Genomic DNA, 23,672 nt, shown 5'->3' on the forward strand with positions numbered 1-23,672 from the left:
TCTGCCTCCATGCGATGTAAACAATAAGACAAGCGATGAGCGGAATCATGAGTGGTGCTCAGTTAAGGGGTAAAAAGTGAAACTCGCAATACTGCAAACAGATGTGTTACATCCTGAATTTTTAGCGCAATATCAGGGTTATGGCTGCATGTTTCAACAGATGTTTGCCAATGCTGGCATGGCGTTGGAAAGTGAAATTTTCAATGTGGTTGAGGGTGTCTATCCCGCTCAAACCGACGCGTTCGATGCCATGCTGGTGACAGGCTCTAAAGCCGATGCTTTCAGTGACTTGCCATGGATTAATACCTTGTCAGAATATCTGCGGCAACGTTATAGCGCCGGGCAAAAGTTGCTGGGGATCTGCTTTGGACATCAGTTGTTGGCACATGCGCTCGGCGGTAGGGCGCAGCGGGCTGAAAATGGCTGGGGTGTCGGTGTGATGGATTACCAGTGGCGCAGTCAACCGCAGTGGTTGCGTACCGCCAATGCCGATTTCCGACTGATCTGTAGCCATCGCGATCAGGTCACACAACTACCAGAAGGTGCCACACTGTTAGCGAGTAACGACTTTTGCCCAATCGCGGCATTCAATATTGGCGAATTGGTATTGGCGTTTCAGGGGCATCCAGAGTTTTCACCCGAATATGGTAAGGCCCTATTGCTGAAACGCCGCGGGGATATTGGCGAGCTGCGGGCGCAGCAAGCGCTTGCCAGCTATCAGCAGCCCCATGATGGGCTGACAATTGCGACCGTGATGGTCGATTTTATGCGGGCGTAAACATCCGCTATCGACTTAAGGGGCAAGATTGCTGCCCTTAGATCCGTTTAAGTAAAACATGTTTTTTATTAGGCAGTTATCAAATATGTGATAACTGCCTTGAACATCGCTATGGCGTGGTACTACGGTAGTGATCTTGCATAGTGTAAGAGCGGGCATACAAAGCAAAAACCAATGCTGCCAGCAGGGCAAATCCGGCAAAGAAGAACATCTGGAAAGCGGTAACACTGATGCCTGTTTCGGCAATCTTATTGGTGACTGACTCGCTTTTCACACTGGCATTGGCCAGCAGTACCCACAAGTTGCCAACGGTGACTGACAGCGTCCAGAAACTCATGATGCTACCCTTCATAGATTTCGGCGCCTGGCTGTAGGCAAATTCTAATCCGGTTGCCGATACCAGCACTTCGCCAAAGGTCAATAACGCATAGGGCAATACTTGCCAAGTGATGGCGATGACACTGCCGCCATCCATGATTAACTGGAGGCTGCCGATGACAATCCACGACAGGCCAGAGAAGGCAATCCCGGCGCCCATTTTTCTAAGGGCTGTCAGTGTTACGCCAGCGCGTTGCAATGCCGGATACAACACAAAATTGTTGAAGGGGATCAGTAACATTACCAGCAATGGGTTCAGTGCCTGCCATCATGGCTGGCTCAAACCACTCCGGCTTTGCCATATGATTGGCTTGCAGGATCCAGGTGGAGGCTTTCTGATCAAACAGCGACCAAAACGGTGTGACCAGTGCGAACAGGATCAAGATACGAAACACCGATTTAACCCCTTCAACTGCTTCACTGGGATGTTGGCTTAAGGCGCGTTGTAACTGCATTGAGGCGCCGACCCCAACAAAGCCCATCACTAACACTAAGGCCAAGCACAAACTGGTCACCAGCCCTAGCAGTGGAACTTGGCTGAGCGCAACCAGCGCCAGCAAGATGCCCGTGATGCTAAGCCATAAGCCCTTATTCGCTTGTCCCTGCACCGGCGTTAAAATTGCGCTTTTGACCACAGGTAAAAAGCCGTGTGGGTCGTGGGCATTGGGTTCAATATGCACGTAGCGGTTACGGCCATACCAGAAAAACACCGTTGCGATAAACATCAGCACGCCGGGGATACCAAATGCCACCGCTGGCCCAAAGAATTTGAGGATAAGCGGCATTGATAATGAGGCGAAAAAGGAACCGAAGTTGATAGTGAAATAAAACATGTCGAAGGCTTTTTGCGCCAATGACTTATTGCTTTGATCAAACTGGTCGCCCATGAATGACGACACCAGAGGTTTGATGCCACCAGAGCCAAGGGCTATTAAAAACAGCCCGGAATAAAAGCCGGTTTTGCTGGTTTCAAAAATCGCCAGAAACGCATGACCAATTACATAAACGATGCTGAGCCATAAGATTGTATGATATTTGCCAAAAAAGCGGTCAGCGATCCAGCCGCCCAGCAAGGGAAAGAAATACACCCCAATCACAAATGAGTGAAATACGTCTTTAGCTTGCCCTTGCCGCAGTTCCTCCGGCACTGACAGCAACAGCGCGGTCATTAAAAACGGGGTCAGAATGTTGCGCATGCCATAGAAACTGAAGCGTTCACAGGCTTCGCTGGCAATGATAAAGGGGATCTGGCGCGGCCAGCTTCCGGTGGAGGTCGATGCCATGAATATCCTTGTCGTTATAGTTACTGAGTATTGGATGACGCCATCGCGGAGAACCTCTATCAGCGATTCACCGCATGTCAGAGGCTCATGCTAAGGAAAAGTGCTGAGCTTTGCAGCAACCTTTTTGTAACAACCCGCAAAGGGTACAAAACGCAATAGTTAGCCGGCGGTGGCGTCAAGGCAAGCGGCCTTTATAACCAGTGTTTCTGAAATTTAACTGAAAATGAGGTGATGGCGAACTGTGTTACCGCCGCAGATTACTTATCCCGTTTACCGCGATTGCATTCATAACAGAGGATTTGCAGATTATTGATATCTAATGCTAATTCAGGATATCGAGAACGCGGCAGAATATGATCTACCTCCAGCGCAATCGCGTGTTCGGCAACGCTGCGGTGGCACAGATTACAGCGGTGCTCACGGCTGCTAAGCACTTCATGACGCAGATCCAACCAGGCGCGAGACAAATAGAAATTGTCTACTGGCTTGGGCGCAAATTCACTGAGTTGTTCAAGCTGCTGAAATGACTGATGCCCAGATTCTGGCGAAAAATAACTGGCGCTGATATCCGGCTGATGCTGGTTTTTCTCTAGCCACTTATAGATACCGCGTTTAGCACTTATCTCGGTCTGGTAATGGCGGCTACGGCAACGACTGCCGATACGAAAAGTAACGTGTACGGTAAACTGCATTGAATATCCTTTTCAGCCAATCGCTTATTACAATCGCGCATTGATAGTGCAACCTACCATGAAAAGCTGGGGAGTGACACCACAGGCATTGAGTCAACCACCATGTCAAATGGGGATGATGCGACATCGTTTGCTAGGTGAAGCGATATCGGGTGCCGCACTTGCTTCGACTCTGGCGCTGGCACCTAACATGTTTCCTACCTCAGACGACCAATATTGATTAATTAATGGGCAATTAAACCGACAAATTTGATCTCGGCTAGAAAATAGCAACTTTCATTCGCAATCAACATTGTTTACATGTGAATATAAATAAGAATTATTACCAATTTGTTTTAATGTTAATTGCGAGGTTGAAATACCGTGGTATATAAACACTTGCCTTTGTCACCGTGGGAAACATCGTAGTCAGTCACTAACATAACAGCCGTTTTACCCTGAGTTTTAATTACCGCTTCTAAGCTTTTATTGGTGATATAACCGGTGGTCATCCTCGTCGATCACCGGTTTTTTTGTGTCAAAAATCATCTCAATCTAGCCTTCTCATTTTGACCTAGGGGTGACAAGCTCAGTTCTCACCTTAGGGCGAGTTTGCCTAGCTTGCTGACGTAGACATGTTTTTTGACAAATAAGGGGCTCATTTCTGTCATGATTTGCGGTTATACTGTTCGCCCAAGTTGACCTATTGTTCTGATAATAAGTTAATCAATATGAATAAATGCCGTTTGTCCTTATGGGGCTTATTGTCTGTGGTGTTGCTGTCATTCACTTTGCCTGTGACTGCCGCGGCTCCGCGCTCGCCACAACCAACAGTGGTGATGATGTCCCTAGATGGTTTTCGTTGGGACTATATCGAGAAATACCATGCCACACATTTGCAAGCCATTGCTGCCAACGGCGTGCGCGCTGAGCAGATGCGTCCGGCGTATCCCACTAAGACATTTCCCAATCACTTGACGTTAATTACCGGTCTATACCCGGTACATCATGGCATTGTGGATAATCGTTTTTGTGATAAAGAACGTCAGCAATGCTACAAGATGGGCATGGGCAAAGATGATTCCACTTGGATATCGGGGATCCCGTTATGGAATCTGGCTGAAATCAATGGCGTAAAAGCCGCTACTTATTTCTGGCCGGAATCAGATGCCCGGATCAACGGCATGACGCCATCCTACTATTACCACTATTCAAAACCGGCAAATTACGAGGCACGGATTGACCAGATCATCGACTGGCTGAAAATGCCTGCCGCCACGCGACCACACTTTGTTGCCGGGTATTTTTCGTTGGTGGATACCATGGGACACGAATTTGGGCCGGATTCAGCGCAAGTGGCACAAGCGGTTGCTAAGGTCGATGCCATGATTGGCCGTCTGCGAGCGGGGATTCAAACCTTGGATTATCCGGTGAATCTTATTGTGCTGGCAGATCATGGCATGACAGCCATTGATGATAAAAAGGCGTTTGATTTTCGCGAATTAGCCATTGATGAAACTCAATTTCAAGTGGTGAATGCCTCAACTCGGTTGTTGATTTATGCCAAACCAGCAACCAGTGCGCAGCAGGTGGCGGCACTAAGACAACAGTTATCTAAGGTGGCCGCTGGGCATTATCGGGTGTTGACCGATGAGTACCTTCAAGCGCGGCACTATACTGGTAGCCCGCGGGTGGCCGATATTATTCTGGAAGTCGATGCTCCGAGTTATTTTACCGAAAAACCACTGGCGGAACGTCATGGCGGTGGCAACCATGGTTACAGCTATATCAAAGATATGGGGGCGCTATTTGTCGCGGAAGGCCCAGCATTCAAACAAGGGCTGATGTTGCCTCCGTTTGATAACGTCAGCATCTATCCGTTGGTGGCCCATATTCTCAGGTTGCCGATCACTCATCCTATCGATGGTAGCATTACGCCTTTGCTACCCGTATTGAACCCCTAATTATTTATATTGAGGAAATAATGAAAGCTTTGATCTCCGTATTGCCGCTGTTATTAGTTGCTGCCACCTCATTCGCGAAGACCACACCACCAACGACAGATCTGGCGGTGCAGAATACCCAGGCTGTTTTATGGATGCAAAATGCTGGTGAATATCGCGCCTTGTGTTATCAGGCTTATAACACTGCCATGATGGCTTTTGACCTCGCTAAGGCCAAGCATCAGGGCAAACTGGCGGTGATGGTAGACCTAGACGAAACCATGCTGGATAACTCCCCTTATGCTGCTTGGCAAATCCAGCAACATAAATCCTATGAAACCGTTAGTTGGAATAACTGGGTAAATGCGGTGCAAACTCCAGCGCTTCCCGGCGCGGTGGCTTTTGCCAACTATGTGACTGAGCATGGCGGCACCATGTTTTATGTATCGAACCGCTCTGACCGAACTTTTGAAGCAACCAAAGCCAATCTGATCAAGGATGGTTTCCCCAATGTCAGTAAAGTAACTCTGCGACTTAAGCAAGAGACTTCAGACAAAGCGCCACGGTTACAAGCTATTGAAGCCGATGGTTACAAGGTGGTCTTGTTGTTAGGCGATAACTTGAATGATTTCCCCGAGTTGAAAACTTATCATCAGCTGAATACTGAACGTAATGCGATTGCCGATGCGCATCAACAGGAGTTTGGCCGCCGTTTCATTCTGTTACCCAATCCCTCCTATGGTGATTGGGAACCAGGACTGGGAAAAGGTTATTACCAGTTGAGCGAAGAACAAAAAGCGCAGCTGCGTAACGACAGCTTAAAACCATGGAACGGCCAGTAAGTTTTTACCTCGGCTTGAGCTAGAAAAAACCAGTGAACCGAACCCCGCAGTAGTCGATACTCGGGGTTCTTTTGGTTTTCATCGACGGCAATGAGAGTGGGCTACAGCTACTGCTTTAACGGTTGTAATTGCAGATCCAGCCATACTAAACGGTGGTCAGATGATGCGCTACGGCTTGCGACCAGCCGATATAGCGGTTGATGTTTCGCTGGCCAGAATACGCCGCCACTTTTGATAGTGAATCCTAGCTTTGACGGGAGCACGTAATCGGCCCGTTCCTTCCAAGAGGCAGTAAAGGCTTTGGCTGCCGCAATATTGGGCGCGTGTTCTGCGCCGCCTAGACTGACGGGTTCATATTGACTGTTAACGCGGGGATGATCCAGCAACTGGCGTACCGCGCCACTTTGCTCGGCCGTTTTTTGTGGGCCGGAATTCATATCGCCCAGCAGCACAAATCGCACATTGGGTGCTAGTCCACCTTGGTGCCCTGCATCGTCAACAATATACGCGGCGTTATTACCAGCACTCAGATAGTCAGCCCATAAGCGGATCTCATCGTGGTTGCGCAGTCCATTGCGGTTTTCGGGGCCATCAAATACCGGTGGCGTTGGATGTGACGCCAGTATGTGCAGCCACTGTTCATTGACCTTAACGGGAATGTCCCAGTGGGATTTGGAAGATAAACGTAACGCCAGCCACTGTTCATTGCTATACCAGCTTTTGCCTGTGGTTGGGTCTATTGGCCTGCGAGCACCAGGCATTGCTGACCACTTTAGCAATTGAAAAGTTCTGACATTGGCGGTGTCTATCGGAAAACGAGAGAGTAATACCATGCCATACTGGCCGGGATACCAGCCAAATCCCCAGGCATCAGCCCCTTTGCCTGACGCCACTCCATCATGATCCAAGTCATAAGGTGATGGCTCCCCAGTATTTACCGGCGCGACATAGTAATAGGGGTAATCGATAGGCGCAGCACCATGTTGTGACTGGTTTAAGTAATGTCTAGTGAAAGCTTCAACCCCTTGTTTTGGCTCGGCGATATAGTCAAACTCATTGAGTAATACTATGTCTGGCCGTACCCGTTGCAGGATCTCTGCAATATTACGGATCTGTGGGTTGTCATTATTTTGTAACAAATTATACAAGGTATTTGGCTGTGGGATTTTCTGGGCGTCTGTTAGATAGTTTCCGCCTTCCATACTGACGTTAAACGTTGCAACTCTCAAAGTGTCTAACTCAGCAGCCATCGCAGTTCCTGTTGTAAACATCATGCAAAACAGACAGATATTTTTCCACGCTTGACCATGACGATAAACCATCCATGCCCCGTATGAAATTTTTATTCTGCAATAGGCGTAACGTTATTTTGCCGCTCAAAAAAGAAACAATTGTGTGTTTAGTGGGGGTGTGTTAAACAAAAGTGTAACGTTTTTGTGCTATAAAACGCGCTCGTTGGACCAGCTTTTTTCGGCCCAACGGTTTAGTTACGAACTTAACTGTTTCGACAACGAACATCAAATAATAAAACTCAGGGGATCTAATGATGATTCAGGGATTTACCAAAAGCCGTCTGGCCCTCGCTATGGCATTGGCTCTCGGTGCGTCTTCAATGGCCTATGCTGCTGATACCACATCTTCTATGCGTGGTACCATCACCGGACCAGATGGCAAACCAGCGCCAAACACTAAAATCACTCTTATTCACCAACCTTCAGGTACAGTTACTGAAGTTACTACCAACGACTCCGGTGCTTTCAGCGCGTCAGGTTTGCGTGTAGGTGGTCCTTATGAAGTGATTATTGACTCTGACACTTATCAAGACGCAGTGAAAGAAGATATCTTCCTGCAGTTGGGTCAGACTTATCGTTTCAACGAACAGTTGACGACTAACCAGAACGTAGAACGCATTACTGTTACCGGCAGTCAGATTGCTTATACCTCAAATGCTGGTAGTTCCAGCAATTTTGGTGCTGATGCAATTGCGAATACACCGTCATTTAACCGTGATATCAAAGACATTATTCGCCAGAACCCATTAGCAACTACCTTAGGTGGTTCTGATAATTCACTGACTGTTGCGGGTCAGAATCCTAAATTCAACAGTATCAGTGTTGATGGTGTCGGTATTAATGACGACTTCGGCTTGAATTCTAATGGTTATCCCACTCAACGTGCGCCAATTTCTGTAGATGCTCTGGATCAGGTAAGCATTGAAACTAACCCATACCAAGCAAAATTTGGTGGTTTTAGTGGCGCTCGTGTAAATGCAGTAACTAAATCGGGTACTAATGAATTTCATGGCGGCGTGTTCTATGAAAGAACTGATGACTCTTGGGCAGGGAAAGCTAAAAATCCGTTCACTGATAAGAAAACTAAAGTTAAAGGTATCGACAGTGATACTTGGGGCCTGAATCTAGGTGGTCCGCTGATCAAAGACAAACTGTTTTTCTTTGTGAACTATGAAGATTACAAAAAACCGGTAGTTTCTGACTGGGGGCCAGAGGGGGCCGGTGCTGCTAACTCCACAAATATGACGCAAGATGAGTTTACGCAAATCCAGAAATATGTTCAGGATACTTACGGCGTTAATATCGGTGATACATCGTCAGCACCGGATGAAACCGACAAGAAATATCTGATCAAACTGGACTGGAACATCAATCAGGATCACCGGGCGGCTTTTACCTACAACAAGGTGGAAAGTAATCAGATCCGTAATATGACTTCCAGTAAGAAACCTCTTAAACCTTCCTCAAACTGGTATAACAATACTCAGGATATGGAAGCGTACTCCCTGCAGCTGTTCTCTGACTGGACCCCCGATTTTTCAACTCAATTTGCAGTCGCTTATAAAGAGGTTAAGACCGGACAGGTTCCTGGGACTAAAGCTATTGGGACAGTAAAAATTTCTAACTTTGCTGGTTCCGATGAGCACAGTATCGAATTTGGTCCCGACCAATACCGCCATGCTAACGAACTGGAAACCAAGACTTATACCGTAAACTTTGATGCTGATTATTTGCTGGGCGATCACAAACTAGGCTTTGGCGTACAGTATGAAAGCATCGATATTTACAATCTGTTTGTGGACGCTTCGCTGGGTGTGTGGACATTCGATACTTTCGATAAATTCAAAAGTGGCGATGCTTATCAATATCTATATCGTAATGCAACTACCAATAATGCGGCTGATGGCGCTGCGAATTTCACCATGGGCACATATGCAGCCTATGCTCAGGATGAATGGTCACTGTCAAGCAGCGTAGATATTGCCTACGGTGTGCGTTATGAAAGGGTATTTAACAAAGATACTCCTGCCTTTAACCAGAAGTTCTACGATCGTTATGATTTCTCCAACCAGGAAAACATGGACGGTATGGATATCTGGTTACCTCGAGTTGGTTTAACTTGGTACGCTACTGATGCTTTGACTGTTCGCGGTGGTGTGGGCCGTTTTGCTGGCGGAAAACCAAACGTATGGGTGGCTAACTCCTTCAGCAAAGACGGTGTCACTGTATCAGACAAAACATGGAAAAATGTTAAAGACGCGGATATCACATCTGTTGCTCAGCAGTATCAGGACGCTTTAACAACTGGTGACGGCGAAACGGATGTTATTGATCCCAACTTCAAGATCCCTTCTGATTGGCGTGCCAGTGTAGGGTATGACTATAAGTTTGATATCCCAAGCTTAGGTGACAACTACACATGGTCTGCCGAATTCATCTACGTCAAGAAGCAAGATGATTTGGCTTGGCGCGATCTAAACCGTAACGATACCGGCAAGACTACATCGGATGGACGTATCATTTATGCACCAGTTGATGCGACCCACCAATCACCGGATATTATGCTAACGAATGCTGATGAAGATGGTAAATCCAAGATCTTCACCACCAGTTTGTATAAAGCGTGGGATAATGGCATCGATTTGACAATGTCCTATACCCACCAAGATATTGATGAAGGTAATCCTGGAACTAGCTCTCAGTCTGCTTCTAACTGGAAATATAACCACGTTATTAATCGTAACGAAGATCAGATTGGTACGGGATACTACGAAGTTAAGCATAGCTTTAAGATCTCCTTGGGTTACTCTCATGAGTTCTTCCCTGGTTATGCAACTAAAGTTAATGCATTCTTTGAACGTCGTTCGGGTCTGCCATATAGCTGGTTGTTGGGTAGTTCCTATAAAAATGCAGATGGTAGCTACATTCCCAATGCTGAACAAAATGCCTATGCCATTGGTGATGAAAGCGGTGTTTATGGAAACTATGCCCCATATATTCCAACCGGTCCAGATGATCCAAATGTAACATATGCCGATGGTTTAACTTATCAGACCTTTATGGATCAATATGTAACTCCTGCTGGCCTAGGCAAATATGCCGGCGGTTTTGTACCAAAAATGTCTGATAGCTTACCGTGGGTGACTACCATGGATGTGTCTTTCCAACAGGAAGTTCCTGGTTTTGCGGAAGGTCATAAAGGTATTTTTTATGTCACCATTCAGAATTTCCTGAATTTGTTAAATAACGAATGGGGTAGACAGCAGTACGTTAGCAATAGTTACAAGAATTTAATTAATTCTAACTATACTGCTGATGGCACCGTTGTGTATCGTCCGATTAAGGATTGGGATCCAAATAACTCATTTGATGATGACCAGTCAGTTTGGTATCTGAAAATGGGTGTTAAATACACCTTCTAATTCAGTCATCTGAACCTAAAGAAAGCCCAGCATCTGCTGGGCTTTTTACATCATGAGTATTTATTTAGAGAAAATTATATCGTAATTTTTTCGATGTTGGCGGGTAATCCCTGACGTGCGGCAGAACCACTGGCCCAGTCTACGAGTGGATAGCGGCCGTGACGGCTAGGGTCCAGAATCGATAGGTCATTCAGATTAACGCCAACCTGAATCAGCGGATTTGCCGCAATCAGTTTGCCATCAATGACGGTATCTCGGGCGCCTAACTCCTTATGCCCAAAACCATGTTCTATCGCAATACATTCTGGATGCACACCAGCGACACACTCTACCAGCGCGATAACACTACCGTTAGGGGTGCTGATACGCACGGTATCGCCAGTGTGGATACCAAGCCGTTCAGCGGTGGTTTTGTTAATTCGCACCGGGTTGTTGGGATGCACCTGCCGTAACCGATCAGAGCCGATACTCATAGCGCTCTGCACATGGGATTTGTAGCTGGACAGCAACAAGGGCCATTGCTCGTGACTAAAGGCTTCACGCAAGGCTTGACCATTGGCCAGTCGCGGCCCGTAACTGCGTGGGCAACCACTGAGAAATTCACCGTTCTGACTATTACGACGACTGCCAACTTCGGGATTCCATAACATCAATGGTTTGGGCCAGACATGGGTTGGGTTGCCATCGGCATCGCGTGCTTTTGCCATAGGTTCAAAGCGACCGCCACGGGCAAACAAATAGGCGGTTTTGGCAACTTCTTCGGGTTGCAACCGTGCTTTGAGCTCGGGGATGATGCGCTCAACTCCAGACCAGCGCCGATCTTCGTCATCAATATCGGGTACGGGTTCACCGGCCCAAGCCACATTTGCAGCACCGTAAACTGAGTAGTCGGCAGCGTGAGTCAATGGGTGCAGCGAGCCATCAGCGGCCTGTACCGTATGCTCACCGAACCCAGGCAACCCCAATTTGAGGGCAACGTTGGTGAGAAAGCTTTCCATACACACAGGATCGCCATCGGTGGTGTGTTCTACTCTGGGGGTGACTACCGGCCAGCGCCCAGTTGATACTTTGGTCATGGTACCATGCCAGGCAGACGTCCAGCCCCAGGATTCATAGGTCAGCGTATCGGGCACTATATAGTCAGAAAGTGCTGAGGTTTCGTTGATGAAACTGTCAATGCTGACCAACAGTGGCAGCACTTTGGGATCTTTCAATTGCTCACCAATGGCGGTGACTAATCCGGCCTGTCCATATAGCGGATTACCCATGTGGTTAATCCAGGCTTTCAGGTGATAAGGATATCCTGCCACGGCGGCGGTCAGATGTTCACTGAGTAGCGGCGAAGAGATCGGAAACCAGGGCTCCTTCGCGGGGTAAGGTGACTCACCTGCGGCCTTTTTGCGTTTGAACTCAGAGCTTTTCTCATAAGGAAATTTTGAGCGGGACAGAAACACCCCTTTAGGTTGTACCATACCGTCAAACTCCGCCAGATTGTAACGTGGGCCGTTGCCGAAAGCTGGATAGGCACCGCCTTTGGCCAGCGCGCCGCCTGGCTGGTTGATGTTACCTATCATGGCATTCAGCATCATGATCGCCCAAGCGCTGTAAAAGCCGTTAGTGCTCATGGTGCCGCCGTGAGTAATTACTGCGGCTTTGGTGCCATGACTGGTGAATTTGCCAGCTAAGGCAATAATGTCAGCAACCGGAATGTCACATTCGGCGCTGTATTGCTCAATGGTCTGGCTGCGGGCTGATGCTGCCAACAGGCTGAAACTGCTCTGGCAACGGATTCTGATGGTACCGTTGCTGATGATTTCATTCACTTCTAGCCGTGCCTGATTGCCTTTACCTGCCTCCACCGGTTTGCCGCTGTCATTATCCAGCACCAGTATTGGGTCTTCTTTGCCGAAAGCTTCGCCGCTAAAGGGTAAGCCGAGTTCGCTGGCGTGCAGATATTGGCCATAACGCGGATCCTGTTGATCGCTATGGATCAAGAAGGTTGCATTGCTGAAGCCTCGGTAGCCTGCCGCCGCAGCGGCTTTGGCATTAGGTGCGCTAAGGAAGGCCGCCGCATAACGCTTATTATCGATAATCCAGCGCAGCATCGCCATGGCTAGCGAGGCATCAGTGGCAGGGCGAATGGGCAGCCAAACGTTATCCGGTGCCGCAGCTAGGCTGGAGCTGTTAGGCAGCATTGGCGATACCACCGCATAGCTGAAGTTACGCTCGGTGCGGTCGTGTGCCAGTTGCCTAGCTTGCCGTTTAAAGGGGTTGCCAGATTGCGCCGGAGAAGTACCAATAAACAGTAAAAACTCGGCTTTATCCCAGTCAGGTTTCAGATGGGAATATTTCTTCAGATCGTCCAGTAAAGCACCGGCTCCCGCTCGATAGGTAAAACCACAGTAGGAGCCGTGGTTGGCAAAGTTGCGGGTACCAAAACTGTTAAAGGTGAAGCGTTTGATAAAGACATCGCGGCCTTCATCTGAGGCATTGGTGACTAACAGCTGATTCGCCTTTGGTCCATATTCTGGGTTATCTGCATCCAGCGGTGTTTTGATGTCACGAATGGCCCGCAGGCCATCTACGTGGCCTTCGCCAAACAGATTGCCGCCTTCCACCACTTCGTGCAGCAGTTGTTCAAATGCAATGGTTTGCCACTTGCCACTGCCACGAGGGCCAACACGTTTTAAACAGTGGGTGACCCGATGCGGGCTGTCCAGCAGTTCTAGCATGGCATTACCGCGGGCACAGGCGGTAGAGCGGCCATCCAGCCCTTGCTCCTGATAGGCGCTGGTATGTAACAGCGAGTCTTTGATGGAGGTGTCAAAATCCAGATGGTCTCTGGCGGACAGTGGATGGTAAGGATTTCCGGTAATGCGCAGGATCTTGTCTGTTTTATTGTCAATGCGGGTACGTACGCCGCAGCGAGTCCAGCAGCCAAGGCACATAGAGTTCGCCAAGCGTTGTTCGGCGTTGGCGGTCATGGTGCCGGTTTTCAGGTCGATTTGTAGTTCAGGCGCTAACGAATTACCGTGAATCGCCGAGTCAGTGACTGTGCCTGAGCTGCCGGTAGTAATACCTTTGCCCAGTTGCCCTAGCGTATGGCTGTAACCGGCGACAAATAAACCGGCGCCGCCAGTGATGGCCGCACCTTTAATAAATCTGCGTTTGCTCTTGTCCATTATACTGCTCCTTCCTGAGTCACCGAGGTTTGACGTACTAACTCAGAAATCAGGGTGATTAATGCTAGCCACAGGCCGAAGGTGCCAAGAATGCCCAGCAAGCCTTCGGGGCCCCAAGGTAACTGATAGAAATAGGTACCTGCGCCATATTTAGGGTCGGTCTGCGCTTGGATCAGTACCAGCCAGCGCAATCCCCAAGCGAGGTGCACGGCAGCAAAACCTGCGAGCAGCAATAACCAGTGTGGTTGGCGACGGCTAGCCAGCAATAGCGCCAGCACCGCTAACGTGCTCAAGACCCAGATTGCGGCCAGTTGCCAAGTCGGGCTGTGGCTTAACAGCATTCGTGCTTCAGCGGCACTTTTGCCGCCCGCCAGCGCCCAGCCGATAAGTAATAGGCCAAACAGGGTAAAGGCGGCACGCAACCACAACAGCAAATAGCGATCGGTATTGGTGTTATGGCCTTTAAACAGAAAATTGAGCCACACCAGCATGCCGCTGCCAGCCAACAACGCACTAGCAGCAAACAGTAGCGGCAACCAGTTACTGTGCCACAGTGGTCGAGCCTGCACCGCCATGGTTTCCATGCCGGTATACAAGGCAATGCTGCAAGCGCTGAGAAAGGCCAATACCGCTACTGGTTTTAACAAGGGTTTTTCTGACCAACGGCCAAAGCGCAACCAACAGCCAATCTGGCTCCAACGGTCATCGGCGGTGGTCGGCAGTGACGGCCGCAGCAACAGATAGCCAAACAATAAACCTGAGCCCATAAACAGCGGTAACAGCCAGGCGCCAAACCACATCCAGGAATCGGGGCGCAGTTGCATGTAGAAATGCCAAGCACGCAGCGGCTGATGCAGATCAGCCAGTAGTGCCACTGGCGCAACAATCGCGGCACTGAAAATCAGACTGCCGCATAGCGTTAACAAGCGTTGTTGCCGTTGCCCCGGCCACAGCACCGCAATGGCGGCAATCCATACCGAGGTGTAGGCCAACCCAATCAGAAAAAATACTGCACGGCCCACGGCAGCCAGGTGATAGCAAAGTCCGGGGTCAATAGTTCTTTAATGTCCATGACGCAACTCCTTGCCAGTGTCGGTCATTAGCGTCCGCACTGGTGCTTCACCGCGGATACGTTCGGCAAACGCTTGGTTCATGCCAAGGTAAAACACCCGGGGCTGGGTGCCCATGGAGGGCCGCAGTACTTTGATATCATCGCGGTGTTGTGTCAGCAGTTGGCTGATGCGGCTGTCAGGATCGTTAAGATCACCGATGATTCTGGCTTCGCCGACACAGGTTTCAACGCAAGCAGGCAGTAATCCGGCATCCAGACGGTGGGCGCAGAAGGTACATTTATCGGCGGTGTTAGTTTCATGATTGAGAAAACGCGCATCATAAGGGCAGGCTTGTACGCAATAGCCACAGCCAACACACCAGTCGTTGTTGACTACTACTATGCCGTCTTGACGCTGAAAGGTGGCACCCGTGGGGCAGACCGGAATGCAGGGCGGATTTTCGCAGTGATTACATAAGCGCGGCAGCATCATAAAGGCGCTGTTGTCACCTTCAGTTACTTCATATTGATTCACTGTGGTACGAAACTGGCCTAGCGGTGGTTGATTTTCAATAGTGCAGGCGACGGTACAAGCCTGACAACCCACACAGCGGCGCAGGTCAATCAACATCCCATAGCGCTTGCCTTTGGTCGGTGTGTCGTCACCACTGGCCTCAGCCAATGGGATAAACACCGCACCGGCGGTAATGGCGGCAATCTGCCCCAGTAACCGGCGTTTTGAAGTATCCATTACACACTCCTTGAAGCTTGGTTGGCGGCACCATAGCGGGCGCCTTGAGCATATTCTCGGCAGAGTGACAGGCACGGCTCTATAGTGGTTTTCCACATACCGGGCGCAGGGTTGATCCAGAACAATAAAATCCCGCTAGAATGACCGGCAAACTGAGTAAAATTTTTGGGAAAACGTCACCGCTATGCGCAAAACCACTCAGCTGGGCTGCTTGTGTCTTTGGATGTTGCTAGTGCCATTACTGTCGGTAAACGCGTCGGTAACAGCCGATACGCTGCCGGTGGATGAAACCCAATACGCACTGGTGGATGTTGGTGTGCTGGCTATTCGCGGTTACCGCGATAGTATCAACCGCTGGCAACCGACCATGCAGTGGCTGGAGCAGCAGATCCCTGGCACTTACTTCCGTTTGCATCCGATGACGCTAGATGAACTGTCTGATGCGGTCGCCGCGCAGGATCTGGATTTTGTGATCACCAATCCTGGACAGTCGGTATTGCTGGCGCGGCAGTATTCACTGAGCTGGCTGGCGACATTGAAGAGTCGCCTCAACGGCGGTCAGCCGATGCAGGTGGGGTCAGCGCTGGTGGTGCGGCGCGATTCGCCGATCCAAGCATTTGCGGATTTAAAAGATAAACGTTTAGCTATTGTCTCCCCACATGCCTTTGGTGGCTATCTGACTTTGGTGTATGCGGCTTGGAAACAGCAGATTGATCTGCCTAATACGGTCGCGCAGTTGCTGCCAATAGGATTCCCGTTGGACAATCTGTTGTACGCCTTGCGCGATGGTAAAGCCGATGCCGCTGTGGTGCCTGTGTGTCAGCTAGAACAGATGGCTGCTGAGCATTTACTTAATGCCGATAATTACCGAATAGTGGAAGACCACACTCCCGCGGGTTTTGGCTGCAAGGTTTCCACTGCACTGTATCCTAACTGGTCATTGGCCAAGACCAGTCGTGCCGGGCAGAAGCTGGCAAAACAGGTAACGCAAGCATTGCTAGCTTTGCCGGAACAGAGTGCGGCGGCTACTGCGGCGGATTCACTCGGCTGGACCACCGCCGTGAGCCAACTGACCATAGATCGATTGTATAAAGATCTCGACATGCATCCATTGCAGGCTCCTTGGTGGCAACGGGCGATGGTGTGGCTTAAAGAACACAGCCAGTGGGGTTGGAGTATTCTGCTACTGCTAATTTCGCTTAATGCTTACCATTTCTGGCTGGAATATCGCTTCAACCGCCGCGGTCATCAATTGGCGCGGGCACAACGTAAACTCAGTGAAAATCTGGTACTGCTGGAACACGCTCAGCGCGCAGCGGTTGCCGGTGAATTAGGCGCCAGTCTGGCCCATGAACTGAATCAACCGCTGGCGGCCATTGGTAATTATTGCCACGGTGCCAGTGTGCGTTTGCAACAAGGACAACTGGAAAAGTTGCCGCAAGCATTACAGCAGATAGATGCTGAAGTTGGGCGCGCTCGGGCGATTATTCAACGATTGCGCGGTCTATTGAAAAAACAGCCCGCCGCGAAACAGCAGCAGTTATTGCGACCGTTGGTGCTGGATACGGTCGAACTGTTGCAATTCGAACTGGATAAACAGCAGATCCAGTTGCAGTGGCAGTTGCTGGGTCGAGAACAGCGGCAATGGCTGGAACCTGTCGCCATCCAACAACTGCTAGTTAATCTGCTGAAAAATGCCATTGATGCGCTGGCAGAATGTCCACAGACAGATAAACGTATTGAGGTGTTGCTGGATTACTGCCAGCCGCAGCAGGTCATGGTGCAGATCCAGGATAATGGCCCTGGGCTAAGCCGTGATGCCAGTGAACTGATGCAGGCATTTACCAGCACCAAACGCCAAGGGTTGGGGTTAGGATTGGTGATTTGCCGCGAAATTGTGGAAAGCCACGGCGGTAAGCTGTCGATGAATAATGCCGATTCAGGTGGTTGCCTGGTACAGCTGACTCTGTCTTTAAAGGAACAAGCGGATGGTTGAAGATAAACTCTCGGTGTATTTGGTGGATGACGATGCGTCCGTGTTGCGTTCACTGAGTTTCATGCTGGAAAGCTACGATTTCCAGGTGCATGAGTTTGTCAGTGCAGAAGCTTTCATTGCCGCAGAGGTTTGGCAACAGACTGGCTGTGTGATCCTCGATATGCGGATGCCTGGACTGAGTGGCCAACAGCTGCATCAATTGCTGAGGCAACATCAGAGTCCACTGGCAGTGATCTATCTGACCGGGCATGGCGATGTGCCTCTGGCGGTGGATGCGTTAAAACAGGGGGCCGTGGATTTTTCCAGAAACCGGCAGATGGCGCCATGCTGGCACAAGCGGTTACCAAGGCGATGCAAAGCTCACAGGCTAACGCCCTAAGACAGCAGCAACTACAGACGTATCAAAAGCTGACGCCGCGAGAACGAGAAATCCTGAAACTGATCGCCAAAGGTTATAAAAATCAGCAGATTGCCGATGAATTATTCATCGCTGTACGGACGGTGGAAATTCATCGAGCGAATTTAATGCGGGGGATGCAGGTCGATTCGCTGGCAGAGCTGATGCTCACATATGCCGCCATTGCCGATGTGTTGGCTCAATCAGCCAGTTGATTATCGGCTTTCAGTGGTATCCGCTTAGGCTGTGGTAATTGTACTGCTAACTCGGGAATATGCAGCTGTGCGGCTATATAGCGGGTGAGTGCGGCTTCATCGACTTTACCGTTTGCAGTCTGGTATTCATGCAGATGTTGAAACCACAAACTGGCCACTTGTAGCTGTTGTGGTGAGTAAGGCACCTGCACTGCCGAGGCTTGCCAATACACACCATTAAAACTTTTACCATCATCGCCTTTGCCATCGGTATATAACACCACATCGGCCAATTGGTAACCTTTGCCCGTCAAATCTTTGTTGGGTTCTAGTATCACATGCACCACAGTTGCGTCACGGTTGATGGCCATAGTGCGCGCCACCTTAATCGCCGTACCTAGGTATTGTTCATAGCTGTTAGCGTAAGTCGAGGTAATTACTACCCGCAGTTGTGGCCGACCAGCCTCAGTATCAATCTTTGAACTCAATACTTCATAAGACATTGCCCGCCGAGCTAGCGCTGCAATCGGGGTTGGCCAACTGCGGTTGATGTCAACCGCAGGAGGGCGGGATTCAATCGCGGGAACTTCAGCAGTAACACTCGTTTTGGGTGGTGCAGGACGGAAATTATCTTTACTCGGTGTCGAGGTAAAGTACAGCACCAGCACTATCACCAAGGTAACCACAATGATAACAGCAACCTGTACTGCCCGTTTATCCTGCATTTTTACTCCCGTGTCGGCTATTTATGTCGCCATTACCTATTTGCAACGGCTGATTATTCTGCGCTTCTTGTGTATAATCGCGCCCCTGCAAAATTTACGCTTTATAGCTGCATACTGCAGTGTAACGCTTTTACTGCGTGCTGTACGGCACCTTACAATGAAAGTATTCATGATGCCAGGTATTTGGCCAGTAGATGAAAGATAACCCTATGAAAAAATCATAGATTTGGCAAAAAACCGACAGTTCAGCATTGCACCGATGCTGGATTGGACGGATTTAATGATTTAGTGGAGATTAGCCGGATTTGTGGATCATATATGGTTCATTAGCATAACTGTGGATCATGTTTTATACATTTTGCCGAACTACTGTGCTCAGTAGTACTTTTGGCTATTCTGTTGTATTGGCGTGACCTGAGACCCACTTCAACGAAGTAATATTGACCAACGTATTACTAATATCTCAAAGTAGCACTAGTGCAGATAGTGCAGATAGTGCAGATAGTGCAGATAGTGCAGATAGTGCAGACTCACATCTGTGAACCATCATATATTGATATATTCAGCAATCTGATGTTTAATAAGGTGTTGATATATAGTCAGAATTAATCACAAGGATCGAGATTGAGCTTCAAATTGAATATGGATGGAGACCTTTGGGAAGGTTTCTGTGAAAGAATGCTTCGGTATGAGTTCGGATGGAAGAACTTTACTAGTGTCCCTCATTACGATAGGGGGATCATGGCATTGAGTTTTTTACAAATTGTGGTGTTATTTTTCAATGTTATTACCCTGATCCGAATTATTCTATGGCGGATTATAAAAATCATGTGAAAAAAGATTACCACTGATCTTGGTAAGTTAAAAAATATGAACTTGATATACAAGATATGCTTGGCGAAGTAAAAATATCCACATGGATTTTATTAATTCCATTTATCAAATCAAGAGACTTACTAAAATTTTGTAAAATTAAAGAAAAACAGATTCCAACTCTTTCATTTTCATCGCCAACAGGAATAACTGTCAAAATTGAGACAGATGATACATTCCCAAAGGGGTCGTTGTTCTCTAGAACTTATATTGGTGAAGAGATAAATATTCCGATTCAGGAAATTCAAGCTGAAAGTACAGATGTCTGGAAAGAAAATAATAATTATTTTTTCGATAACTTATGTCGAAAAACAGCTAAAATAACCGATGCTAACTTGGACAGTGTCCGAACAGAACTTATTAAAAAGTATATACAAATAGAGGATTTGATGGATGCTTATCGAGATCAATTCCCAGATTTATATACAGAAATTACAAATATAGCCTTAGTCAATTTGGATGAACTTAGGAATCAAAATCTTTTTATCAAGGAAGAACCCAGAAAAATAATGATTTCTTTGTTAGAAAAAATCGAAAAACTTTTAAAGAAATTGAGAAAACTATATCTGGTGCTAATATAGAGCTTTTTTCTAGTGGATTTATAGCTCAATGGTTAGCTCAATGTAAGATGGATTTTATTTTAGATGACTGATATCAGTAACATAGACAGTAAGAAAAAGGCTAAACCTGTTATTAGTGATGCAGGGTATCCTCTACCGATAGAATTAAGGCCGATATGGCGCATAGCTTTGATGTGTTTAGCTATTAGCATAGTTGGATCGGATAACTCTTTAAAATTAAATAAAGTACGAGTGTTTCTATGGATGTTGATTAGACCAAAAAAGTGGGACGGTTACTATGAATCATTACATGCATATAATTCATCTGTTTTTTCAATGTCTTCCGATAAATCCACAGATGTGGCTATTGAGATTGCAATTGCAAAAGGATTTGTGAAGTTGGAATCAGATTCTTTGGTTCTAGATTCAGAAGGATATCGACTAATAGATTTAATATCTGAGATTGATATCTTCAAAAATGAAGTTGAATTTGTTGAATCAATAAAAAATAAGGTTACCGATAAATATATTAAGAGTCTTTGGGGGAAATAAAATGCTTGGACTTACATTAAAATGTTTGAAGGTAACCTCTGTAACAAATGATGGTACATATTCTGTAGTATTAAATTTTAGTAAAGGTTTAAATATTTTACGGGCAGAAAACTCGTCAGGTAAGTCCACATGTATTAACTCAATAGCCTATGCAATGGGCTTAGATGCTGTTTTAGGACCCGGTAGAAGAAAGCCTTTTCCTAGATCGATGCACCAATTTTTGGAAGCATCTAAAGAAGATCCAACTCCTCATATTGTTAAACGATCCTTTGTCGAACTAGAGGTTGAAAATAAAAATGGCAGATGGGCTAAGTTTAAAAGAGATGTAGAGGGTAATGCAGAGAAGGTTACTGTCTATGATAATAGTAATAACGTCAGTGATTTTTTCTTGGGAAGTGCGGGCTCTGTTGGTTCTGCAAAGAGCGAGAAAGGATTCCACTATTGGCTAGAGAGATTTATCGGTTGGACGATGCCTACCTTAGTTACTCACGATGGTAAACCTACTAGACTCTATTTAGAATGTATTTTCCCACTTTTTTTATTGAGCAAAAGAGAGGATGGTCAGAAATACAGGCCAATACCCCAACTTACTATGGAATAAAAGGCGTAAAAAAAGCAGCGCTAGAATTTTGTTTAGGAGTAGAATCATATAAGCAGAAAAATAGACTTGCTGAGTTAATGGCGATAAAGAATGATATCAAGCAATCTTGGGATCAGATTATAGGGAGCGCAGCCTCATTAGCTGAGTTTAGTGGCCTGAAATTACAACTTGGTTGTACCCTTGAAAAAGAGAGCTTCTTTCCTTTAGTTTCATTTCAAGTACCTCATCAGGATTCATATACGGATTTAGAATCATACGTAAATGGATTAGAATCGCGGTTATCAGATATTTTAAGCAATATTAAGACTTGGCCTTTATATAATGAAGTCTCTGAATTGGCAGCAAAGAAACGGTCTTTGCTGAGAGTTTTTGATGAATTAAAACAAAAGCAAGAAGGGATTTTAATTTCTATAAATAGATCATCTGCAAAAATAGAGAATTTAAGAGAGGAGTTGGATAAGTATAAGCAACTGAAACGTTTGCATGATGTTGGTAGTGAAATAAATTTTCAAACAGAAATTACTTCATGCCCTATCTGTGAATCTGATCTTTATGATAGCTTATCTAAAGTTCCTGTCCGAGCCAAACCACTTTCTGTCGAGCAAAACATAGATTTTTTAAAGAATCAAATTGAATTCTATAATGGCATTAATAATAAACAATTAAATGATATCAAAGATATTGAAGTAAAGTTAATTGAAAATCAGAATTACATGGATAATGTTCAATCAAGAATTATTAATTTGAAGTCTGATGAATCGCAATTTATTGAGCTATATGGTCAAGATTTAAAGAGAAAAGTAGAATTAGAAAATGAAATAAGAGAGTTAAAAAAGTTACTGCTGAAACAAAATGAATTAAATAATAGAGCGAAAGGCTATTATGAAGATTGGATTAATATCTCATCTGAATATACTGAAATTACTAAGAAGAAAAATGAGGATGTTTCATTCAGAATTCGTAATGAGCTAAAAAATAAGATGATTACTAATTTATCCGAATTTGGCTATAATTCGGCTAATAAAACATATATTCAAATTTCTGAGCAGACACTGCGTCCGGAGTTAGATGGGTTTGATATTGTTGCGGATTCTTCAGCAAGTGATTATATCAGAATCATATGGTCATATACTCTAGCTCTTTTGGAGTTAGGCATTGTTCACGAGTCTGTTAAACATGGAGGTTTTGTTGTCTTTGACGAGCCTCGGCAACATGAAACTGACAAAGCAAGCTTTGCTTCATTATTGAATAAATCCAGTTCGTTAATAGATATTGGAGGACAAGTAATTGTCGCTACTAGTATAAGTTCTAAAGAGTTGGAAGATTATGATCTGGATAACGCTAATATTAGAATTTTTAATGATGGTGAATATATTTTAAAAAAAGAAATGTCTTAATAATATTTTTTAGAGTCTGAACTTAAGTATTTTAATGAAGCAAAAAGTCATCTATTGAAGTTTTGGCGAGTCAACCGATTATTGAGGCACATATATAATATGGAGGTGTCATTGAACAATGGAATGCTACGTAGGTACACGAATCTACCTTCGTTACTATGCATGTTAACAAACAAGCAACTTACATTACTAGATCCAGCGACTTGGGATGATAGAAATGATTCCTATTATCTTAAGCTCTATACAAAAAGGAAATCCCTGGAATGCACGTTAGCATTGTGTCTAACTGAGAAAAATGAAACTTATCACCATTGGAGTGTCTTTACATCTAGGGAAAATGGTGTCTGCATTGTCTTTGACAGAAAGAAATTAGAAGCTCATTTGGACACGCAAAAAAATATCATGCATGGTCCCGTTAAGTATATGATGCTATCTACAGTGCGAAAATATGGCGTAGGGATAGAAGATTTGCCATTTATGAAAAGATTCGCATTTAGTGATGAGTCTGAGTACAGGATTATTCATCCATCGTGTAGGGATATCGGTTGCAAACATATACAAATACCGATGGATATCATTAGAAAGGTGTCGGTTAATCCATGGGCACCAGATGCTTTCTTCAAAGTCATAAAGGATACCATCAAAAATATTAGTGGTTGTGAGAAGGTTAAAGTCGGAAAGTCCTCACTAATTGATAATAAAGAGTGGCGGCGCATTGGAGATAAAATTGCTTAACAAGGCCAGTCACTGGGACGTTATGCCTGTGTAAGACCAATTACATTAA

General features: G+C 46.4%; 19 protein-coding genes and 1 pseudogene. 12 read left to right on the forward strand and 8 right to left on the reverse strand.

All coding sequences use genetic code 11. The annotated features are described in order from the left end of the window. Nucleotides 1–76 precede the first annotated feature (76 nt). Complete coding sequence (locus KHX94_RS11970) at nt 77–778, forward strand: amidotransferase (RefSeq protein ID WP_213680809.1); 702 nt, start codon at nt 77–79, stop codon at nt 776–778. A 109-nt stretch (nt 779–887) separates the two neighbouring features. Here the strand turns inward: KHX94_RS11970 and KHX94_RS21155 are convergent, their stop codons facing one another. The 3 genes from KHX94_RS21155 to KHX94_RS11980 form a co-directional block, all read right to left on the reverse strand. Next, complete coding sequence (locus KHX94_RS21155; RefSeq protein WP_280529657.1) at nt 888–1,397, reverse strand: POT-type proton-dependent oligopeptide transporter; 510 nt, start codon at nt 1,395–1,397, stop codon at nt 888–890. Beyond that, entirely contained in the window at nt 1,321–2,439 is a 1,119-nt protein-coding gene (locus KHX94_RS21160; protein WP_280529567.1) for a POT-type proton-dependent oligopeptide transporter, read from the reverse strand. Before KHX94_RS21160 ends, KHX94_RS21155 begins: the two co-directional genes overlap by 77 nt. Nucleotides 2,440–2,696: 257 nt before the next feature. Then, on the reverse strand, nt 2,697–3,131 hold the full coding sequence (locus tag KHX94_RS11980; protein ID WP_213680810.1) for an HNH endonuclease: 435 nt from the start codon (nt 3,129–3,131) through the stop codon (nt 2,697–2,699). A 58-nt stretch (nt 3,132–3,189) separates the two neighbouring features. On the opposite strand from KHX94_RS11980, the gene KHX94_RS11985 reads away from it, so the two are divergent. The 3 genes from KHX94_RS11985 (at nt 3,190) to KHX94_RS11995 (ending at nt 5,895) form a co-directional block, all read left to right on the forward strand. Then, on the forward strand, nt 3,190–3,351 hold the full coding sequence (locus tag KHX94_RS11985; protein WP_213680811.1) for a hypothetical protein: 162 nt from the start codon (nt 3,190–3,192) through the stop codon (nt 3,349–3,351). Between the two features lie 490 nt (nt 3,352–3,841). After that, on the forward strand, nt 3,842–5,074 hold the full coding sequence (locus tag KHX94_RS11990) for an alkaline phosphatase family protein (RefSeq protein ID WP_213680812.1): 1,233 nt from the start codon (nt 3,842–3,844) through the stop codon (nt 5,072–5,074). Between the two features lie 20 nt (nt 5,075–5,094). Then, nucleotides 5,095–5,895, forward strand: coding sequence for a 5'-nucleotidase, lipoprotein e(P4) family (locus KHX94_RS11995; protein ID WP_213680813.1), 801 nt, complete (start codon nt 5,095–5,097; stop codon nt 5,893–5,895). Nucleotides 5,896–6,002: 107 nt separating this feature from the next. Here KHX94_RS11995 and KHX94_RS12000 read toward each other — a convergent pair whose 3' ends face one another. Beyond that, on the reverse strand, nt 6,003–7,145 hold the full coding sequence (locus tag KHX94_RS12000) for an endonuclease/exonuclease/phosphatase family protein (RefSeq protein WP_244859129.1): 1,143 nt from the start codon (nt 7,143–7,145) through the stop codon (nt 6,003–6,005). Nucleotides 7,146–7,438: 293 nt separating this feature from the next. On the opposite strand from KHX94_RS12000, the gene KHX94_RS12005 reads away from it, so the two are divergent. Beyond that, a complete protein-coding gene (locus KHX94_RS12005) occupies nt 7,439–10,609 on the forward strand; it encodes a TonB-dependent receptor (protein WP_213680814.1) in 3,171 nt (1,056 codons plus the stop codon). 74 nt (nt 10,610–10,683) lie between these two features. Here KHX94_RS12005 and KHX94_RS12010 read toward each other — a convergent pair whose 3' ends face one another. From KHX94_RS12010 to dsrO, 3 genes are read right to left on the reverse strand one after another with little or no spacing between them, the layout of a single operon-like run. Further along, the gene (locus KHX94_RS12010; protein WP_213680815.1) at nt 10,684–13,791 is read right to left on the reverse strand and encodes a tetrathionate reductase subunit A; all 3,108 of its coding nucleotides are present in this window, start codon (nt 13,789–13,791) and stop codon (nt 10,684–10,686) included. Continuing rightward, entirely contained in the window at nt 13,791–14,813 is a 1,023-nt protein-coding gene (gene nrfD / locus KHX94_RS12015; protein WP_244859130.1) for an NrfD/PsrC family molybdoenzyme membrane anchor subunit, read from the reverse strand. Before nrfD ends, KHX94_RS12010 begins: the two co-directional genes overlap by 1 nt. A 39-nt stretch (nt 14,814–14,852) precedes the next feature. Further along, complete coding sequence (dsrO, locus tag KHX94_RS12020; protein ID WP_213680816.1) at nt 14,853–15,593, reverse strand: sulfate reduction electron transfer complex DsrMKJOP subunit DsrO; 741 nt, start codon at nt 15,591–15,593, stop codon at nt 14,853–14,855. Between the two features lie 223 nt (nt 15,594–15,816). Here dsrO and KHX94_RS12025 point away from each other — a divergent pair, with 223 nt between their 5' ends. Continuing rightward, nucleotides 15,817–17,589, forward strand: a complete 1,773-nt coding sequence (locus KHX94_RS12025) for a sensor histidine kinase (protein ID WP_244859447.1) — start codon at nt 15,817–15,819, stop codon at nt 17,587–17,589. Then, a pseudogene (locus KHX94_RS12030) lies at nt 17,582–18,201 on the forward strand (response regulator transcription factor). The gene KHX94_RS12025 and the pseudogene KHX94_RS12030 overlap by 8 nt, the downstream one beginning before the upstream one ends. Here the strand turns inward: KHX94_RS12030 and KHX94_RS12035 are convergent. Further along, a complete protein-coding gene (locus KHX94_RS12035) occupies nt 18,186–18,905 on the reverse strand; it encodes a DUF4875 domain-containing protein (protein ID WP_213680818.1) in 720 nt (239 codons plus the stop codon). The pseudogene KHX94_RS12030 and the gene KHX94_RS12035 sit on opposite strands and share 16 nt — an antisense overlap. Before the next feature lie 890 nt (nt 18,906–19,795). On the opposite strand from KHX94_RS12035, the gene KHX94_RS12040 reads away from it, so the two are divergent. From KHX94_RS12040 to KHX94_RS12060, 5 genes are all read left to right on the forward strand, one after another. After that, nucleotides 19,796–20,359 (forward strand): hypothetical protein, encoded by a 564-nt coding sequence (locus tag KHX94_RS12040; RefSeq protein ID WP_213680819.1) that lies wholly within the window; start codon nt 19,796–19,798, stop codon nt 20,357–20,359. Nucleotides 20,360–20,422: 63 nt separating this feature from the next. Continuing rightward, nucleotides 20,423–20,890, forward strand: coding sequence for a hypothetical protein (locus KHX94_RS12045; RefSeq protein WP_213680820.1), 468 nt, complete (start codon nt 20,423–20,425; stop codon nt 20,888–20,890). Nucleotide 20,891: 1 nt separating this feature from the next. After that, a complete protein-coding gene (locus KHX94_RS12050) occupies nt 20,892–21,491 on the forward strand; it encodes an ATP-binding protein (RefSeq protein ID WP_213680821.1) in 600 nt (199 codons plus the stop codon). Then, on the forward strand, nt 21,410–22,888 hold the full coding sequence (locus tag KHX94_RS12055; RefSeq protein ID WP_213680822.1) for a hypothetical protein: 1,479 nt from the start codon (nt 21,410–21,412) through the stop codon (nt 22,886–22,888). Before KHX94_RS12050 ends, KHX94_RS12055 begins: the two co-directional genes overlap by 82 nt. 162 nt (nt 22,889–23,050) lie before the next feature. Next, nucleotides 23,051–23,623, forward strand: coding sequence for a DUF2971 domain-containing protein (locus KHX94_RS12060; protein WP_213680823.1), 573 nt, complete (start codon nt 23,051–23,053; stop codon nt 23,621–23,623). Nucleotides 23,624–23,672: the final 49 nt, after the last annotated feature.

Source organism: Shewanella dokdonensis (assembly GCF_018394335.1).
Classification (GTDB): domain Bacteria; phylum Pseudomonadota; class Gammaproteobacteria; order Enterobacterales; family Shewanellaceae; genus Shewanella; species Shewanella dokdonensis.

What these genes read in the sequence shown, in the direction of transcription:
- dsrO (WP_213680816.1), bottom strand. Translation starts at nt 15,593, where the DNA reads ATGGATACTTCAAAACGCCGGTTACTGGGGCAGATTGCCGCCATTACC.
- KHX94_RS12040 (WP_213680819.1), top strand. Translation starts at nt 19,796, where the DNA reads ATGCTTGGCGAAGTAAAAATATCCACATGGATTTTATTAATTCCATTT.
- KHX94_RS12005 (WP_213680814.1), top strand. Translation starts at nt 7,439, where the DNA reads ATGATGATTCAGGGATTTACCAAAAGCCGTCTGGCCCTCGCTATGGCA.
- KHX94_RS12025 (WP_244859447.1), top strand. Translation starts at nt 15,817, where the DNA reads ATGTTGCTAGTGCCATTACTGTCGGTAAACGCGTCGGTAACAGCCGAT.
- KHX94_RS11985 (WP_213680811.1), top strand. Translation starts at nt 3,190, where the DNA reads ATGAAAAGCTGGGGAGTGACACCACAGGCATTGAGTCAACCACCATGT.
- KHX94_RS12035 (WP_213680818.1), bottom strand. Translation starts at nt 18,905, where the DNA reads ATGCAGGATAAACGGGCAGTACAGGTTGCTGTTATCATTGTGGTTACC.
- KHX94_RS21160 (WP_280529567.1), bottom strand. Translation starts at nt 2,439, where the DNA reads ATGGCATCGACCTCCACCGGAAGCTGGCCGCGCCAGATCCCCTTTATC.
- KHX94_RS12010 (WP_213680815.1), bottom strand. Translation starts at nt 13,791, where the DNA reads ATGGACAAGAGCAAACGCAGATTTATTAAAGGTGCGGCCATCACTGGC.
- KHX94_RS11995 (WP_213680813.1), top strand. Translation starts at nt 5,095, where the DNA reads ATGAAAGCTTTGATCTCCGTATTGCCGCTGTTATTAGTTGCTGCCACC.
- KHX94_RS12055 (WP_213680822.1), top strand. Translation starts at nt 21,410, where the DNA reads ATGTATTTTCCCACTTTTTTTATTGAGCAAAAGAGAGGATGGTCAGAA.
- KHX94_RS12050 (WP_213680821.1), top strand. Translation starts at nt 20,892, where the DNA reads ATGCTTGGACTTACATTAAAATGTTTGAAGGTAACCTCTGTAACAAAT.
- KHX94_RS12045 (WP_213680820.1), top strand. Translation starts at nt 20,423, where the DNA reads ATGACTGATATCAGTAACATAGACAGTAAGAAAAAGGCTAAACCTGTT.
- KHX94_RS11980 (WP_213680810.1), bottom strand. Translation starts at nt 3,131, where the DNA reads ATGCAGTTTACCGTACACGTTACTTTTCGTATCGGCAGTCGTTGCCGT.
- KHX94_RS11990 (WP_213680812.1), top strand. Translation starts at nt 3,842, where the DNA reads ATGAATAAATGCCGTTTGTCCTTATGGGGCTTATTGTCTGTGGTGTTG.
- KHX94_RS21155 (WP_280529657.1), bottom strand. Translation starts at nt 1,397, where the DNA reads ATGTTACTGATCCCCTTCAACAATTTTGTGTTGTATCCGGCATTGCAA.
- KHX94_RS12000 (WP_244859129.1), bottom strand. Translation starts at nt 7,145, where the DNA reads ATGGCTGCTGAGTTAGACACTTTGAGAGTTGCAACGTTTAACGTCAGT.
- KHX94_RS12060 (WP_213680823.1), top strand. Translation starts at nt 23,051, where the DNA reads ATGTTAACAAACAAGCAACTTACATTACTAGATCCAGCGACTTGGGAT.